The sequence below is a fragment of the Streptosporangium sp. NPDC049046 genome (genome assembly GCF_040649155.1).
Lineage (GTDB): Bacteria > Actinomycetota > Actinomycetes > Streptosporangiales > Streptosporangiaceae > Streptosporangium.
This window is the reverse complement of sequence record NZ_JBEZEZ010000026.1, coordinates 1-14,681: the sequence shown is the minus strand read 5'-3', so window position 1 is coordinate 14,681 and position 14,681 is coordinate 1. Positions and strand designations below refer to the sequence as shown.

Sequence of the window (14,681 nt, the reverse complement as noted above, 5' to 3'; positions counted from 1 at the left end):
GCGGACCTCGCGGCGGTACGCTCACCCCATGTCGAACCTGATCGTCATCCTCCTCCTGACGGCGGTCATCGTGGCGGCGCTCATCGCCCTGATCGTCTTCGCGGTACGAGCCGCACAGCGCCCCAGAAACGCCCTGGTCGGCGGGGGAGTAGGCCCCGAGCTCATCGAACGGCTCCTGGAACTCAAGGCGGCCGGCCAGTTCGACCAGGCCGTCTTCCTGGTACGCGGCGAAACCGGCATGAGCCACCGCACCGCCGCCCGCTTCGTCAGGAGACTCAAACCCGCACCCCCGCCCTGACCCCCACCACCCGCCCGGCACAGGAACCGACCCACCAGTGCCGGCGGCGCGCCCCGCGAGGACCGTCACCCGACGCTTTCGGCCACCCAGTTCCGTACGGCCGGGACGTACCCGGCCGGCTTGTCCCCGACCTTGACACCGGGACTGACCAGCCAGCCCTGATAACCGGGCGTGAACATCCGGTAGACCGACGAGGGCGGCACGGCACTCGCCTCCTCCAGCCGGGCGCGCAGTTCGGCCGGCAGCTCGAAATCCAGAGCGGTCATGGTGGCGTCGAGCTGGTCGGCGCCGCTCGCCCCGACGATCGCCGAGGCGACCCCGGGCTGGGTGGCGACCCAGTTGACCGCGACCTGCGCCATCGTCACCCCGAGCGTGGCGGCGACCTCCTCCAGCACCGCCACAAGCCGCCAATCCCGCTCCGTCCACGAGCGGCCCTGCGAGCCCGCGCCACCCAACCGCCCCTGCCCGCTCAGCCCCCGGTCGCCGTGGCGGTACTTGCCGGTCAGGAAACCCCCGCCGAGCGGGCTCCACGCGGTGATGCCGAGCCCCAGAGCACCCCCCATCGGGACGTGCTCCGTCTCAATCGTCCGGTCCAGGAGGGAGTAGGGCAGCTGCAGGCCCACCACCGGCACGAGGGAGTGGGCCTCGGCGTAGGTCTGGGCCCGCGCCGCGTACCAGCTCGGCACATCGGACAGACCTGCGTAGCGGATCTTCCCGGCCCTGGTGAGGTCGTCGAAGGTCCGCATGACCTCCTCGACGGGAGTGATCCGATCCCAGGTGTGCAGCATGAACAGATCGATGTAGTCGGTGCGCAGGCGGCGCAGCGACGCCTCGACCGCCCTGATCATGTGCTTGCGGCCGTTGCCCCCCGCGTTCGGGTCCCCAGGATCGACACTGTTGGTGAACTTGGTGGTGAGCACCATCTTGTCGCGCACCTTGGCCTCGGCGACGAGAGCGCCGAGGATGGTCTCGCTCTCACCGGCGGTGTAGAAGTCCGCGGTGTCGACGAAGTTGCCGCCCGCCTCAAGGTAGCGGCGGAAGATGAGACGGGCCTCATCCTCGCTCTTGCCGTACGCGGCGTGGAAACCGCCGGTGCCGAAGTTCATCGTGCCCAGAGCCAGCCGGCTGACGCGCAACCCCGAGCGCCCGAGCAGATAGTAGTGATCCAGCGACATCAGGACGACACTCCGTTCGAAAGAGAATCCGGGCAGAGCCGGCCCTTGACGGCTCCTCGAAGCGGCAGGGGCCCACGCGCCTGCCCGGCGGGGACGACAGGCCACACGTGTTCCGAACCGCGCGGCCCGCTCAGCATGCACGCAAAAAAATGGACTTCCAAGTCCAAAAAACGAGGGCATGCCCCCCGCCCGACCACGACGCCACAGCCAGGCGGCCGTCGGATCGCCGTCGCGCGGCGAAAGACGGATCCGCCGGAGCGCGGAACCGGTTGCCACCCCCGGCGGCGCCGGGCCGCGAACCCTCTACACCGGCGGGATCGCGCCGGCCCGAAGATAGGCGATCCCCATGTCCAGGGCCGCCTCCAGATGCGTGGTCTGACCGGTGGACATCTGGATCACCACCCCGCCCTGGATGCCGGCGAGCAGGGCGGCCGCCGCCCGGTCGGGATCCAGGCCCGGATCGATCTCACCGGCACCCTGCATGTACCGCACACCGGTGGCGATCTCGGCCTGCCAGCGGCTCATCAACTCCCCGACCACGGCCTGAGCGCCGGGGGTGCTCCCGCCCAGCTGCGACACGACGGAGTTGAGCGGGCACAGGCGTCCCTGCCTGCGATAGCGGGCGACGACCGTGTCACGCCAGCGCCCCCAGGCCGGCCAAGAGGTGAGGTCACCGAGCTGGGGCCGCTGGTCCTCCAGCACACGATCGGCCTCGAAACGGGCCACGGCCAGCAGCAACTCCTCCCGCCCGCCCGGAAAGTAGTGAAACAGCTGGCTTTTGCTCGTCGCCGTCCTGGCCAGGATGTCGTCAAGGGTGGTACCCACCACGCCGTACTCGCGAATGCAGGCGGCCGCGCCCTCGAGAATGCGCTGCCGCGTCGCGGCCCCCTTACGGGTCAGCGAACGCATGACACCCCCAGATCAGACTTCCCGCCCACTGTAGTGCGGGCGCCCCGGCGACTCCCGACTTCGAGTTCGGGAACCGAACGCCGAACAGCCGACACCGAGGACCCGGGCGGTGGGGGAGAAGATGTTCTCCGGCCGGATGAGCAGGTCGCGGGCCGAACACACGAGCGGTCAATGCCCGGGAAATGCAGCCGGCCCTGTGGTGTGGCGAGTTCGACTGCATTTACATTAGAGCCTCGCACCTTTCATCCCATCCTTTACATTTTTCCTTGCCGCCTGCCGAGGAGCACCCTGAGATGAACTGGCTCTACGTCGCGGGGATCATCCTCTTCCTCCTCGGACTGATGATCTCCATCGCGCTGCACGAGCTCGGCCACCTGGTGCCGGCCAAGCTTTTCGGCGTCAAGGTGACCCAGTACATGGTCGGCTTCGGCTCCACAGCCTGGTCCCGGCACAAGGGCGAGACCGAATACGGCATCAAGTGGATACCGTTCGGCGGTTACATCCGCATGATCGGAATGCTGCCGCCGCGCCCCGGAGAAGACCCCACCAAGGTCAGGAGCACGGCGACAGGACCCTTCCAAGGACTGATCGAGTCCACCCGCCAGGCCGCGCTGGAAGAGGTGCGTCCAGGCGAGGAGAACCGCGTCTTCTACCGCAAGAAGTGGTGGCAGAAGGTCGTCATCATGTCCGGCGGGCCGTTGATGAACTTCGTGCTGGCGTTCGTCTTCCTCACCGTCCTGCTGGTCGGCATCGGCCTGCCCACCCAGGCCCCGATCGTCTCGCCCGCCACCGAAACGTGCGTAATCCCCGGTTCCGAACAGCGCGCCACCTGCCGGCCCGGTGACCGGCTCACCCCGGCCGCACAGGCGGGCCTCAAACCGGGTGACCGCATGGCCTTCCTGAACGGCCAGAAGATCGGCTCCTGGGACGACGCCATCCACCTGGTCCGCTCCCACGGCCCCGGCCCGGTCAAGCTCGGCATCATACGTGACGGCAGGCCGATGACGGTCGACGTCACGCTCATCGCCCAAGACCGGCCGAATCTCGACGACCCCGAGAAGATCGACAAGAACGTCGGCTTCCTCGGCGTACGGCCCACCGAGGTGATGGAGCGGCAGAGCTTCGGCCAGGTGATCGGCTACATGGGCGGGCTGACGGCCAGGGCGGCGAACTCGATCCTCAACCTGCCGGAAAAGATGGTCGGCGTCTGGCACGCGGCCTTCTCCGACAAAGAGCGCGACCCCCAGGGCCCGGTGGGCATGGTCGGCGCGGGCCGCCTGGGCGGCGAGATCCTGACCTCCGACCTGTCCGAAGAGCAGAAGATCGCCACCTTCGTCAGCCTGCTGGCGGGCTTCAACCTGGCGATCGGCATGTTCAACCTGATCCCGCTGCTGCCACTGGACGGCGGACACATCGCGGGCGGCCTCTGGGAGGGGATCAAGCGGGGCTACGCCAAGGTCATGCGGCGGCCGAACCCCGCCCCCGTCGACATGGCCAAGGTGCTGCCACTGACGTACACGGCCGCACTGGCAATGATGATCATGACATGCCTGCTCGTCTACGCCGACCTGGTCAACCCGCTCACCCTGACGAACTGACAGACCGGTTCGCACGCAAGACCACCGGGGCAGGACTCTCGCCCCGCCACCCTCGACGGGGAGTACCGCCAGGGTGCCGCAGACAGGGCCCGTACCCGACGACACCAGGACACAAGGCCGTCCGCCGAGCCCCGAACGCAGCCTCGCCGTCGACGACCGCCTTTCACATACCACCAAATAACACCAATAAACGACCTAATTTATTATAGATCAATATAAATTTGGATAAATCGGGAAGATCTATGTGCCGATATTAAGAAGATGTATGCCAACATCAAGGCGGGCCGAAAAAAGCGAAGTAAGGAAGAGATGGTCAATGGTGGCCGCCGAAGACAACGCCGCCACCGCCGGTGAGTGCTTCACGGCCGCCGTCGGCGGCATCGGACAACACCTGCTGCAACAGCACTCACACCAGGCGTTCCCCCAACCCCTCCCCGGCACGAAACCTCCCGCCCCGGACACCACAGCCGCCGCGACCGACAGATGGCTGCTCGCCGTGAGCGAACCAGGCATCGGCCGACTCGCCCTGCAGGCACGCGAACGACTCAACCTGCTGTGCGACGCCGGCTCCCACATCGGCACCTCACTGAGCGTGACCCGGACCGCCGAAGAACTCACCGAAATCGCCGTCCCCCGGTTCGCCGACTACGCCGGCGTCGATCTGTACGACTGCGTGCTACGCGGACACGACCCCACCGGCCTCGACGAGGGACTACGCCGGGTCGCCCTCATGGGTATCGGCGAAAACTCCTGCCTGCACCCGGTCAACGCACTCATCCAACTGCTCGCATCCACACCCCAGGCCCGCGGCGTGGCCGCCGGACAACCGGTACTCGAACCGGACCTGCCCACCAACCTCGGCTGGATGGCACAAGACCCAGAACGCTGCCGGAAAGCCTGCGAACACGGCATCCACTCCCTCGTCGCGGTGCCGATACGAGCCCGCGACATCACCCTGGGAGTGGTCAGCTTCTACCGCTGCACGACCAGGGAAACCTTCGAGGAAGACGACCTCACACTGGCCGAAGACCTGGTCAACCGCACAGCGCTGTGCGTGGACAACGCCCGCCTCTACACCCGCGAGCGCATGATCTCCACAGAGCTGAAGCAGACCACCGAGTCACTGCGAGACACACTCGACCACCAACGACGCTTCACCGCCGATGCCTCCCACGAACTACGCACCCCCCTCGCAGGACTACGGGCCCAACTGGAAGAAGCCCGGCTCCACCCCGGCCAGACCGACCTCACCGACCTCCTCAACCACACACTGAGCGACGTGGACCGACTGCAGGCCATCATCACCGACCTGCTCTCGCTGGCCCGGACCGGAACGACCCCCCTCACCGCCCCGGAGCCCGTCGACCTGGCCGAACTCGTCGAAACCGAAGTCACACACCGGATCGGCGACCATCACCCGACCCGGCTCGACCTCACCCCCGACGTGCTGGCCAACGCCGTCCCCATCCAAATCCGCCGGATGCTGAACAACCTGCTCGACAACGCCCAACGGCACGCCACCCACCACGTCACAGTAGAGGTACGCCGCGTCGACGACGCCGACCACATCGCCGAACTCAGCATCACCGACGACGGCCCCGGAGTGCCCCCGGCCGAACACGAACACATCTTCCAGCCCTTCACACGACTGGACAGCGCCCGCAGCCGCGACCGCGGCGGCACCGGACTCGGCCTGGCCATCGCCCGCGCCATCGCCCACGATCACCACGGCACCCTCCACGTCGAGGACGCCCGCCCGAACGGAGCGCGCTTCACCTTCCGCCTCCCAGCCACCACCTCGTGAAACGACCGGCTCCCCGACCCGCCCGAAAAGTACACAAAACAGCCGGCCACAAAAAACGGCAACAATCCACCGGCCCAACAGGAAAACCCGAACACAGAGGATTTGTTCATCGTGAGGACATCGTGGGCGTGAGCCGAACGGCGAGCGTCTCGAACACCGAGCGACAACCCGCCGACAAGATCATGGAGCGCCTCCTGGACGGAACACTCACAGAGAACGAGATACGCGCTCCGATCTTGAATTCATGGCGACGCTGTCAAGCCACCGGACTACCCCCCGGCGGCTTCCAAACACGCCTGCTCGACAACCTGGACTACGACAGCCCCCTGATACGCGCGGCCCGCCCCGTACTCGACCGACTGCGAACAACCATCGCCGGCACCTCATCAGGCGTCTTCCTGAGCGACTCCTCCGGAGTACTGTTCCTCCGCGCCCTGGGCGACACCTCAATGCGAGCGGCAGCCGACGCCAACGGCGTCATCCCGGGCTTCAGCTACGCCGAGTCCGACATAGGCACCAACGCCATCGGCTCCACACTGCTGGAACGGCGAACCTACCAGGTCTCAGGCAACGAGCACCTGTGGGAAAAATTCCACAAATTCGCCGCCGTCGGAACACCGATACTCAACCCCCTCAGCGGACGCGTGGAAGGAGTCATGTGCATCGCCGCCCTCGACGAGCGGGCGAACGCGCAGATGACGGCCGTGGCCCAGCGATCAGCCCACGACATCGAGCAACGACTGCTCGAATTCAGCGCCGAACGCGAACGTGCCCTGCTGAAAAGATTCCTCAGCGCGGCACAGGAAAGCGGCACCACACACACCGCGTCGGGATCCATACCCTCAGACCTGTGCCATCGCGACCGGATCGCCCTGGAAGACGTCGCTGTGAGACTGGTGGCGCAAGGCAGGGAAACCACAGCGGACATAGCCCTCTCCGACGGCCGGACCGCCACCGTCGCCGCACAACTGGTGACCTATTCCACCGACCTGACCGGCATCGCCGTACAAGCGTGGCTCTCAGAGCGAACCCCGCGGACACCACCGAAAATCGGCTGAGCCGAGCCGCCTCCGGCACCCACCGCGGCCCTGCCCGCACCCCCGAACCCGGGGGAGTGGCGGGATCCAGAACGATCCGCAGGGCCAACCTGTCCGCATCCATCCACCGAAGCGAATGTCTTCGCTGACGACACAGGGGAGAGCCGGCCTGGACACCGATTTCGTGGACGCCGGTCACCGCCATCGAACGGCCGAAGAAAAACGTCCAACAGAACGCCTAACAAAACAGGGCAAATGCGACAAATCACCCATCAGGCGGATCGCCCGAGATGACCATGACCACAAAGCGAGCCGGCCGAGACGCGGCCCCCGTCGCATCCGCCGGGCGACCACCGAGCAGGACACTCCCGACGGGGTGATCCCGGCGGCGCGCATCGACGGAGCCCTGCCACCTCTTGATCGTTCTGGGCGATCCAGCAGGTTGTGGATCTTGCCCGACGAAACGATCAAGAGCGGGGTGATCATGCACGGAAAGAGACTCCAGGCGCCGTGACGTACCCGGAAGGGAAGCCGCTTCGATTCTTCGCCCTCCGGCGCGGCGGGGAGCACCCGACCGGAAAAACCCGCGCTACACACCAAGCAGGCCCTACCGAAACACAAAATCTATACCATACAGAACAATGATTATCAGAGGGAGTCATGATCAACATCTGCGTCATCGCAGTACATCATGTTGGTGCGATCGCATCAACAGTGCCTCGTTGCTGCAAAGCATAGCCTGCCTCGGTGTCGGGCCGGCTATGACTCTGTGGAGTCACTCTCTTCAAAGACGGGTCCATAGAAGGTAGCCCTAACCGCGTCGACTTCAGCATTGAGTGGCGTAATTCATAGACAGACTATTCCAGGTGAGCATCAGGCCATTCCCTGGATCATGAGGCTGCCCTCACAGCCTGACCACCCCGCCAAGAATGCCCGCTCCGGGTGACCGATTGCGGACATCGTCATAGCCGCGCTCTGTTGTGATCGGTAAGAAGGTGAGAGCACGGAAAGCGCTGTATTGATCTTGACGCAGGTGATGCTGAATAGGGCGGTCGCGTGCAGCATCGGGGAGGCCAGTGTGCTGGATAAAGACGATGCGCCGTGGCTGGGCCGCGGCCCGGTGATACTCGGGATGATCCATCTGCAGCCGCTACCTGGCACCCCGTTTCATCAGGAGGGCAGCTTCCCGCAGATCCTGCGCACGGCGGTTGACTCGGCGCGCGCTTTGTATGAAGGTGGCGCGGACGGCGGTCTCATTCAGACGGTGGATCGGGTGTATCCCCCCGGCGAGGAGTGTGATCCGGCGCGGATCGCCGCGCTCAGTCTCATTACCCGCGCTGTCGCCGACGCCGTCGGCCCCGACTTCCGGGTGGGGGTGCAGGTGATGAGGAACGGTGTGCAGGTGTCGCTGGCTATCGCCAAGGTCGCCGGTGGGGCTTTTGTGCGCGTGGGCGCGATTGTGGCGACGCTCACCACGCACGGCATGGTTGAAGCCGATCCGCTGGCGGTGATGGAGTACCGCAAGAAGATCGACGCCCAAAACGTGAAGATCATCGCTGAGGTGGAGTCGATGCATTACACGTGGTTCGGGGGCGGCAAGACGGTCGCCGACGTCGCCCGGGCGGCCCGGCAGGTCGGCGCGGACGCGGTGTCGCTGTGCCATCCCGATGAGGGACGCGTGCTGGAGATGATCGCCTCGGTGCGCGCCGCCGTACCGGGTATGCCGATCATCCTGGCCGGTCACACCAATCACAGCAACGCCGCCCGACTGCTGGCCTCGGCCGAGGGCGCCGACGGCGCGTTCGTCGGCACCTGCCTGGAAGGTGAGGGCTGGGGCAGCGCCATCGTCGCCGACAAGGTCAAGGCGTACGTGGACATCGTGCGCGGGGCAGCGCGGTGAGCCCGGTGCCTGGCGTTGCGAGCGATACACAGCTAGGAGGAACACAATGACCTCCCCATCGCCGCCTGGTCCCCCCGCCTACACCCTGGCTGAGATGCTGCGCCAGGCTGACGCTTTGGCTGAGGACCTGCGCGCCGGGTACGGCCCGGCCCTACAGCAGGTTCGCGGCCTTCCCCTCGTTGGGGACCAGTCGGTGATTTCCCGGGTCTACCTGGTGGGCAGCGGCGATTCCCACCACGCCGCCTTGGCCACGCAGATGGCCTTCCACCAACTGGCGGGCGTGTCGTGTGAGCCGTTGAGTGCGCTGCGCATGTTGGAGTACGGCGCCGCCTGGGAGCACGACGACGCGCTGCCCGCGGGAACCTTGGTGATCGGGATCTCTGCTTCCGGCGGTAACCGGCGCCTCATCGGCGCGCTGGAGCGAGCTGGTGAGCACGGCGCCCGTACCCTGGCCATCACCGCCACCGCGCACAGCCCGCTCACCCGGGTGAGCGACCACACCGTGACCCTTCCCCTGGAAGGACTGCGACCTTGTCCCGGGATCCGCACCTACCAGGCCAGTCTGCTCGGCCTGCTGCTGACCGCCATCGAGTTGGGCCGACAACGCGGCCACCAATCAGCGCACGCCGACGTGCTCAATCGGGAGGTGCTGGCCGCAGCCGACGCCATCGAGGCCACCACCGCAGCGCTGCGGCCGCGGTGTGAGCACCTCGCCGACCAGATCGCTGACGCGCCGGTGACGATGGTGCTCGGCAGCGGCCCAGGGTATGGCAGTGCCCTGTTCGCCGCCGCGAAACTCATCGAAGCCGCCGGTGTGTTCGCCGCCGGACAGGACCTGGAGGAGTGGGAGCACGTCGAAGTCCTGGCGCACCCCCGCAACATGCCGACCATCGTGATTGCCGCGCCGGGCCGCAGCCGCAACCGTGCCCTGCGGGTGGCCACCCGCGCCCGCAATTACGGGCGCACCGTCATCGCCGTGGCTGACGATAGCGACCGCGACCTGGCCGAGACCGCCCACGTGGTATTGCCACTGCACAGCACGGTCCGTGAGGAGTTCTCCGCACTGGTGTCCCACCTGTTCGTCGGCCCTTTGGCCTGCTTCGTTGCTGAGCGTCTGAAGCGGCTACCATTCACGACCAATCATCCCCAGCCATGATCACGAAGCCGCGACGGTTTTCGCTCGGCGCCGATGGGCTTACCACCTGTCCCAGTTCCCACTACGTCCCGTCAGAAGTCGCAGAGCCCAGGGCGGTACCCGCGGTGCACCTCTAAATGGCGACGCGAGCCAACTCCAAAACCTCCCCCGGAGAGATTTCACGATCCCACGGGGTGGCCACCTCGGTCAGGAAGCGCACCGCACCCATCAGCGCGTACGGAGACTCGGGGCGCCCCGCCGCGTGCAGGACCCGCCAGGGCGAGCGCACCGTTGTCCCGATCATCAGCTCAGGTGCGGCGCACGAGCTGGTGTCGGCGCTTTGGGTTTGGGTCAGGATGCCCACGTGCTGCCAGAACGCCAGCAGATCCGCCATGGTCTCCACCTGCGGGTGGCCGCAGGCTTGAACCAGTGCGGAGAATCCGCTGTCCCAGCGGGCCCAGCTGTGCTCATCACCGATCATCTGCAGCCGCAACGTGTGGATGCCGGGGTATTCATCCAGTTCGGGCATCTCACCGGCAGCCGGTATGCAGTCCAGGGGCGGCTGGATGCCGTCCCAGACGCAGGAGGTGAGCCACTGTTCACCGTCGTCCCATCGTCCAGGGGTCTGGGCCGCGGCGTGTGCGGCGATTTCCTGCGCCGAGGCGCACGGGGCGTCGAGGAAGGCCCTGATGATCTCACCGGCGCGGGGGCAGATCGTCAGCCAGCCGGTCTCGTACACCCCGATGACCGCATGAGGCGTATCCGCCGGCCGTGGGAGGTCGGGGTGGGTGAGGGTGATCTGGTGCGGCCGCGAGGGCAGGGTGGGCAGTTCCACCCGGTGGGGGCGGCGGCCGTAGCGGTCGGTCCAGTCGTGGGCCAGGGTCACCCGCTGGCACTCGAGGGCGTCTTCTTCGGCTTGGCGGACCTTGTCGCGGGCGGCGCGCAGCTGCTCGCGCCGCTGCTGTTCGGCGGTGGTCAGATGCACGTGGCAATGCTCGGCGCCGATGCCGGTGAAGATGCGCTTGGCGCAGCGCACCCCTTTGAGGTTGACGCCGGAGCACTGGGCGTGCGGGAAGAGGTCAGGGCGAGAGGCCTCGCTCAGCGCCTGCAGGTGTTCGGCGGGGATGTCGGGTTTGGCGGGGGCGTACAGCTCCGGGATGACCGCCTGCGGGTCGCTGCCGGCTTCGCGGGCTTGGGCGAACACCGAGCGCGGGCGCGGCACCCCACTGCTCCAGGAGGGGGCCAAAGGCAGGCGGGCTTCGACGATGACGCCGGCGTGCGCGGCATTGATCAACGCTTGGGTCGCCTCGTGCTGGATGGACAACTCTTCGGTGAGGTTGAGGCGTGCGCCGTGGATGAGGGACAGGATGGAGTTGATCTCCCACGACAGCTGGGCGGCTTGGACCAGCAGCCAGGCGGGGGAATGGCCGCCGTGGTGGTTGCGGCGCGGTACGGCGACCGTGCGGGCGGGGCGACGCGACTCCGTTGTGATCATTGTTGCCTCTTCAGGTTTGCCGAGGTGAGCAAAGGGGTCGCCGTCAGCTTCCCGGCTGGGCGGGGGTGGAGACTGATCACCCTCCGTTATATGTACCAAACTTGGTACAGACCTTTGAGGATCATGCACGCCACCTTGGGTAAGTGCCCGCCCCGATCACGCCACGCCTCGCTGAGCTGCGCAGACAGTTCGGCCTGCGACTGCGCGACGTGCGGGAAAGTCAAGGACTCAGCCAGGAACGACTCGGAGAACTCGCAGAGGTCGACCGCAAGACCATCAACCGCATCGAGAACGGCATGTACAGCCCTCGACTGGACAACATCTTCCAGATCGCCGACGCCCTCGACATCTCGATCAAGGAACTGTTCGCCGCGCGTAGCGCCTCACCCAACAAATGAAGGCATGTTGCCTATGTGCGGGTACGGTCGCGCCATGCCATCGCATTGAGCAAGGGACGAGCCTTCGCGAGGATCGCTGGTCACGAAACCCAGGCTCGTACGAGGGTGTCCATCGGCACCCGCTGCGCTTCGAGGTGGCATGGAAGCAGGTAATCGGCAGCCAGTCAGGTGCAGGCCTCGCGGTCACTCGCGGCGCGGCCGATTCGCGACCGTGCTCTACCCGGCCGCGAGCCCGTCGCTTAAGTTCACTTTGATCGCCTGGTCGCAGGTGGCAGCTCCACCACCTCAGGCGGCAAATCGGCGCTCACGAGTCCGCCTTGGCAGGTCACCGTCCATACTGAGCTCCGCCGTGATGTCGATGACAGCGAGCTGCAACGACACGATGCGCATATCGCGTTCCTGGATTTGAAAGGATCTCGTTCCAGCAAGGCTTGCATCGGATGAAACGTCACCAACCCCGATGAACGATTGTTGAATGAAGAACGACCCCGTAACCATGGAATGGAGCAGTCGAAGGTGACGATAGAGGATATTTCGGTCAGCAACGTGTCGCTCAAGAAGCTGTTCGAGGAGTCCTTCTACACCATCGACTTCTACCAGCGTGAGTACGCATGGGGCGAGGAGGAGGTACGGACCCTCGTCACAGATCTTCGTGACGCCTTTCTCGAAGGAGTCGATGCTGCCGGGACCCGTAGGAAGCCCGAGCCGATGCCGCAGTACTTTTTAGGGCCGTTCGTGTACTACGAGCGCGGGGACAACGTCCGCTCGCTCGTCGACGGACAGCAACGCTTCACCACACTCCACCTGATCTTCATGACCTTGCGATCCATCAGCATCCGCCTCAACGCCCAGGGGCACACCGAGATGCTCACCTCGGTGATCCGCAACTTCGACGAACGATCCAAGCCCCGCTACCGAATCGGCGACGAGGAACGTACCAAAGTCCTGAACGCCATCTATGAAGATCGGCAGTACGAGGGGACACAGGCCGACTCCCTGTCCGTACGAAACCTCTGGCGCCGGAGCCAGGACATCGAGCCGATGCTTCGCGAGGTCCCGGCCGAGTCCTACACGCGGTTCATCGAGTGGCTCCTCAACCGTGTCGTGATGGTCGGTATTCGCGCCAGCGACAGCAACAACGCCTTCCGCATTTTCGAGTCGATGAACGATCGCGGCGCGCGACTCACCGCTGTCGACCTCCTGAAGAGCTACCTGCTGGCCAACGTGGGTGAGGACGAGGACAAGCTCAATCACCAGTGGCGGCACATGCTCGCGGAGCTCACCACCGTGCGCGACGACCGAAGCGCGCCGGGGCATTTCCTCAAGGCCGCGCTCCAGGCCCGATACGCACGCCTTGACGACGAGCACGACGACATGGCGGGAATCGAAAGCGCCCTCAATCTGTGGGTGCGCAGGAACGAGGACCATCTTGGCCTGAGAGGACGTCCAGATCGTTTCCACGCCTTCGTTGAGGAGCTCCTGCGCCTGGCGACCTTCTACCGCACCTTCCTGCATGCCAGCCGAACCCTCCAGGACGGGTTAGAGGCGCTCTACTTCAACGCTAAGAACAGTCTCGACTCGCAGATGATCGCCATCTTCGCCGCGGTCAGGGCGGATGACATCTTGGTAGAGGCAAAAGACAAGGCTCGCCGCATCGCGGCCTACATCGATCGCTGGTACGTACTGAGAATCCTGAGTGACCTCCCTGTCCAGCAACGAGATCTCATGGAGGCGATAAGCGCTCTCCTGCCGGGACTTCGCCGGTGTCGAACCACCGATGACGTCAGTGCTGTGCTCGCCGCCCAGCTTCAAGGGGAAGAACGCGAGTATGCCGTCTTGGAGGGGTTCGGCCTCCGCGGCACCAACCGTGGCCAGGTGAAATACCTGCTGGCGAGGTTGACCGCTTTCGTACAGCAAGGGTGCGGGCAGCATGGTGAGGTTCCCGACTACCTCAGCGACACACGCCCGTACCAGATAGAGCATCTGTTCGCGAACAAGCCGGAGCGGCATCGAGACGAGATCCCGGACGCTCTTCGCTTCCGCTCCCTGCGCAACCAGCTCGGAGGGCTGGTCCTGCTGCCTGACAAGGACAACGCGAGTCTAGGTGCGATGCCGTATGACGAAAAGATCGAGCTCTACGGACGTCACAACGTCCTTGTCGGAGTGCTCGACCAGAGATACCACCGTCGGTTTCCGGGGCTGCGTGAGTTCGTCAAGGCGCACAAGGTGGAAAGTTGCATGCGCTCTTTCGGGACCAAGACGCCCATGGCCACCATCGTTCAGACGCGGCAGGAGTTGTACCTCCGGTTGTGTTCCAAGATCTGGTCTTTCGATCACATGGGACTCAGCGCCGATGACCAGGCGAAGCTCTCCGATCCCTTCCTCAAGCCCGAAGCCGACGAGGTCGCGCCCCCTCCACGGAAGATACGTCTGCGAACGGATGTCGCCCGTATGGTCGCGGCAGGTGTCATCCAGCCGGGTACGCGCATCGTCCTCACCTATCTGGGCTTCAACCACTGGGCACAGATCAATGACGAGGGACGGATCACGTTGGAGGGCACAGGCGGCATTTACAGCAAGATCGATGAGGCGGGAGCGTTCGTGCGCGAGACACGGACCTGCGACGGCATGGGAATGTGGTGCGTCACACGCGAGGACGGCGAGATGCTCTCGCTCAGGGCACTGCGTGATCAGGCCGTCGCCGCAGGCGTTTTGGCTGGTCGCCGGATGTAAAAAGCTTTGCTCAATGGCTTCGTAGGTCTGGCTCTGATCCAGTGGAACGAGTGCACTGGTTGAAAACCGCGACCGCCGCGACTCAGTCGCGTACCGAATTGCCGTCCTAGTACGGCAGCCGCCATTCGTTAGTTGAGCTGGGTGTATTCGGTGGCCAGTCGGGCACGGCGGTGGAACCATCGGGCGCGGGCTTGATGAC

The 14,681-nt window shown here is 65.4% G+C and carries 11 protein-coding genes; 8 read left to right on the top strand and 3 right to left on the bottom strand.

All coding sequences use genetic code 11. From position 1 onward, the window contains the following. Positions 1 to 28: 28 nt before the first annotated feature. Complete coding sequence (locus tag AB0B96_RS30570) at positions 29 to 298, top strand: hypothetical protein (RefSeq protein WP_350949716.1); 270 nt, start codon at positions 29 to 31, stop codon at positions 296 to 298. Between the two features lie 65 nt (positions 299 to 363). Here AB0B96_RS30570 and AB0B96_RS30565 read toward each other — a convergent pair whose 3' ends face one another. Beyond that, complete coding sequence (locus AB0B96_RS30565) at positions 364 to 1,473, bottom strand: aldo/keto reductase (RefSeq protein WP_362904197.1); 1,110 nt, start codon at positions 1,471 to 1,473, stop codon at positions 364 to 366. A gap of 303 nt (positions 1,474 to 1,776) precedes the next feature. Next, a complete protein-coding gene (locus tag AB0B96_RS30560; RefSeq protein ID WP_362904196.1) occupies positions 1,777 to 2,382 on the bottom strand; it encodes a TetR/AcrR family transcriptional regulator in 606 nt (201 codons plus the stop codon). 293 nt (positions 2,383 to 2,675) lie between these two features. On the opposite strand from AB0B96_RS30560, the gene AB0B96_RS30555 reads away from it, so the two are divergent. The 5 genes from AB0B96_RS30555 (at position 2,676) to AB0B96_RS30535 (ending at position 9,877) form a co-directional block, all read left to right on the top strand. After that, positions 2,676 to 3,980, top strand: a complete 1,305-nt coding sequence (locus AB0B96_RS30555) for a site-2 protease family protein (RefSeq protein ID WP_362904194.1) — start codon at positions 2,676 to 2,678, stop codon at positions 3,978 to 3,980. 316 nt (positions 3,981 to 4,296) lie between these two features. Then, the gene (locus tag AB0B96_RS30550) at positions 4,297 to 5,784 is read left to right on the top strand and encodes a GAF domain-containing sensor histidine kinase (RefSeq protein ID WP_362904192.1); all 1,488 of its coding nucleotides are present in this window, start codon (positions 4,297 to 4,299) and stop codon (positions 5,782 to 5,784) included. Positions 5,785 to 5,912: 128 nt separating this feature from the next. Then, on the top strand, positions 5,913 to 6,842 hold the full coding sequence (locus AB0B96_RS30545) for a GAF domain-containing protein (protein WP_362904190.1): 930 nt from the start codon (positions 5,913 to 5,915) through the stop codon (positions 6,840 to 6,842). A gap of 1,057 nt (positions 6,843 to 7,899) precedes the next feature. Then, positions 7,900 to 8,721: a BtpA/SgcQ family protein gene (locus AB0B96_RS30540; RefSeq protein WP_362904188.1), complete on the top strand. Its 822-nt coding sequence runs from the start codon at positions 7,900 to 7,902 to the stop codon at positions 8,719 to 8,721. Between the two features lie 94 nt (positions 8,722 to 8,815). Beyond that, positions 8,816 to 9,877: an SIS domain-containing protein gene (locus AB0B96_RS30535; RefSeq protein WP_362904186.1), complete on the top strand. Its 1,062-nt coding sequence runs from the start codon at positions 8,816 to 8,818 to the stop codon at positions 9,875 to 9,877. Positions 9,878 to 9,989: 112 nt separating this feature from the next. Here the strand turns inward: AB0B96_RS30535 and AB0B96_RS30530 are convergent, their stop codons facing one another. Next, a complete protein-coding gene (locus tag AB0B96_RS30530) occupies positions 9,990 to 11,351 on the bottom strand; it encodes a hypothetical protein (protein WP_362904184.1) in 1,362 nt (453 codons plus the stop codon). A gap of 143 nt (positions 11,352 to 11,494) precedes the next feature. Here AB0B96_RS30530 and AB0B96_RS30525 point away from each other — a divergent pair, with 143 nt between their 5' ends. Together AB0B96_RS30525 and AB0B96_RS30520 are read left to right on the top strand one after the other, a co-directional pair. Continuing rightward, positions 11,495 to 11,749 (top strand): helix-turn-helix transcriptional regulator, encoded by a 255-nt coding sequence (locus AB0B96_RS30525; protein ID WP_362904182.1) that lies wholly within the window; start codon positions 11,495 to 11,497, stop codon positions 11,747 to 11,749. A 516-nt stretch (positions 11,750 to 12,265) separates the two neighbouring features. Then, positions 12,266 to 14,482 (top strand): DUF262 domain-containing protein, encoded by a 2,217-nt coding sequence (locus AB0B96_RS30520; protein ID WP_362904180.1) that lies wholly within the window; start codon positions 12,266 to 12,268, stop codon positions 14,480 to 14,482. The last annotated feature ends 199 nt before the right edge of the window (positions 14,483 to 14,681 follow it).

Excerpts from the sequence above, each read along its gene's own strand:
- AB0B96_RS30570 (WP_350949716.1), top strand. The coding sequence starts at position 29 with ATGTCGAACCTGATCGTCATCCTCCTCCTGACGGCGGTCATCGTGGCG.
- AB0B96_RS30565 (WP_362904197.1), bottom strand. The coding sequence starts at position 1,473 with ATGTCGCTGGATCACTACTATCTGCTCGGGCGCTCGGGGTTGCGCGTC.
- AB0B96_RS30560 (WP_362904196.1), bottom strand. The coding sequence starts at position 2,382 with ATGCGTTCGCTGACCCGTAAGGGGGCCGCGACGCGGCAGCGCATTCTC.
- AB0B96_RS30555 (WP_362904194.1), top strand. The coding sequence starts at position 2,676 with ATGAACTGGCTCTACGTCGCGGGGATCATCCTCTTCCTCCTCGGACTG.
- AB0B96_RS30550 (WP_362904192.1), top strand. The coding sequence starts at position 4,297 with ATGGTGGCCGCCGAAGACAACGCCGCCACCGCCGGTGAGTGCTTCACG.
- AB0B96_RS30535 (WP_362904186.1), top strand. The coding sequence starts at position 8,816 with ATGCTGCGCCAGGCTGACGCTTTGGCTGAGGACCTGCGCGCCGGGTAC.
- AB0B96_RS30530 (WP_362904184.1), bottom strand. The coding sequence starts at position 11,351 with ATGATCACAACGGAGTCGCGTCGCCCCGCCCGCACGGTCGCCGTACCG.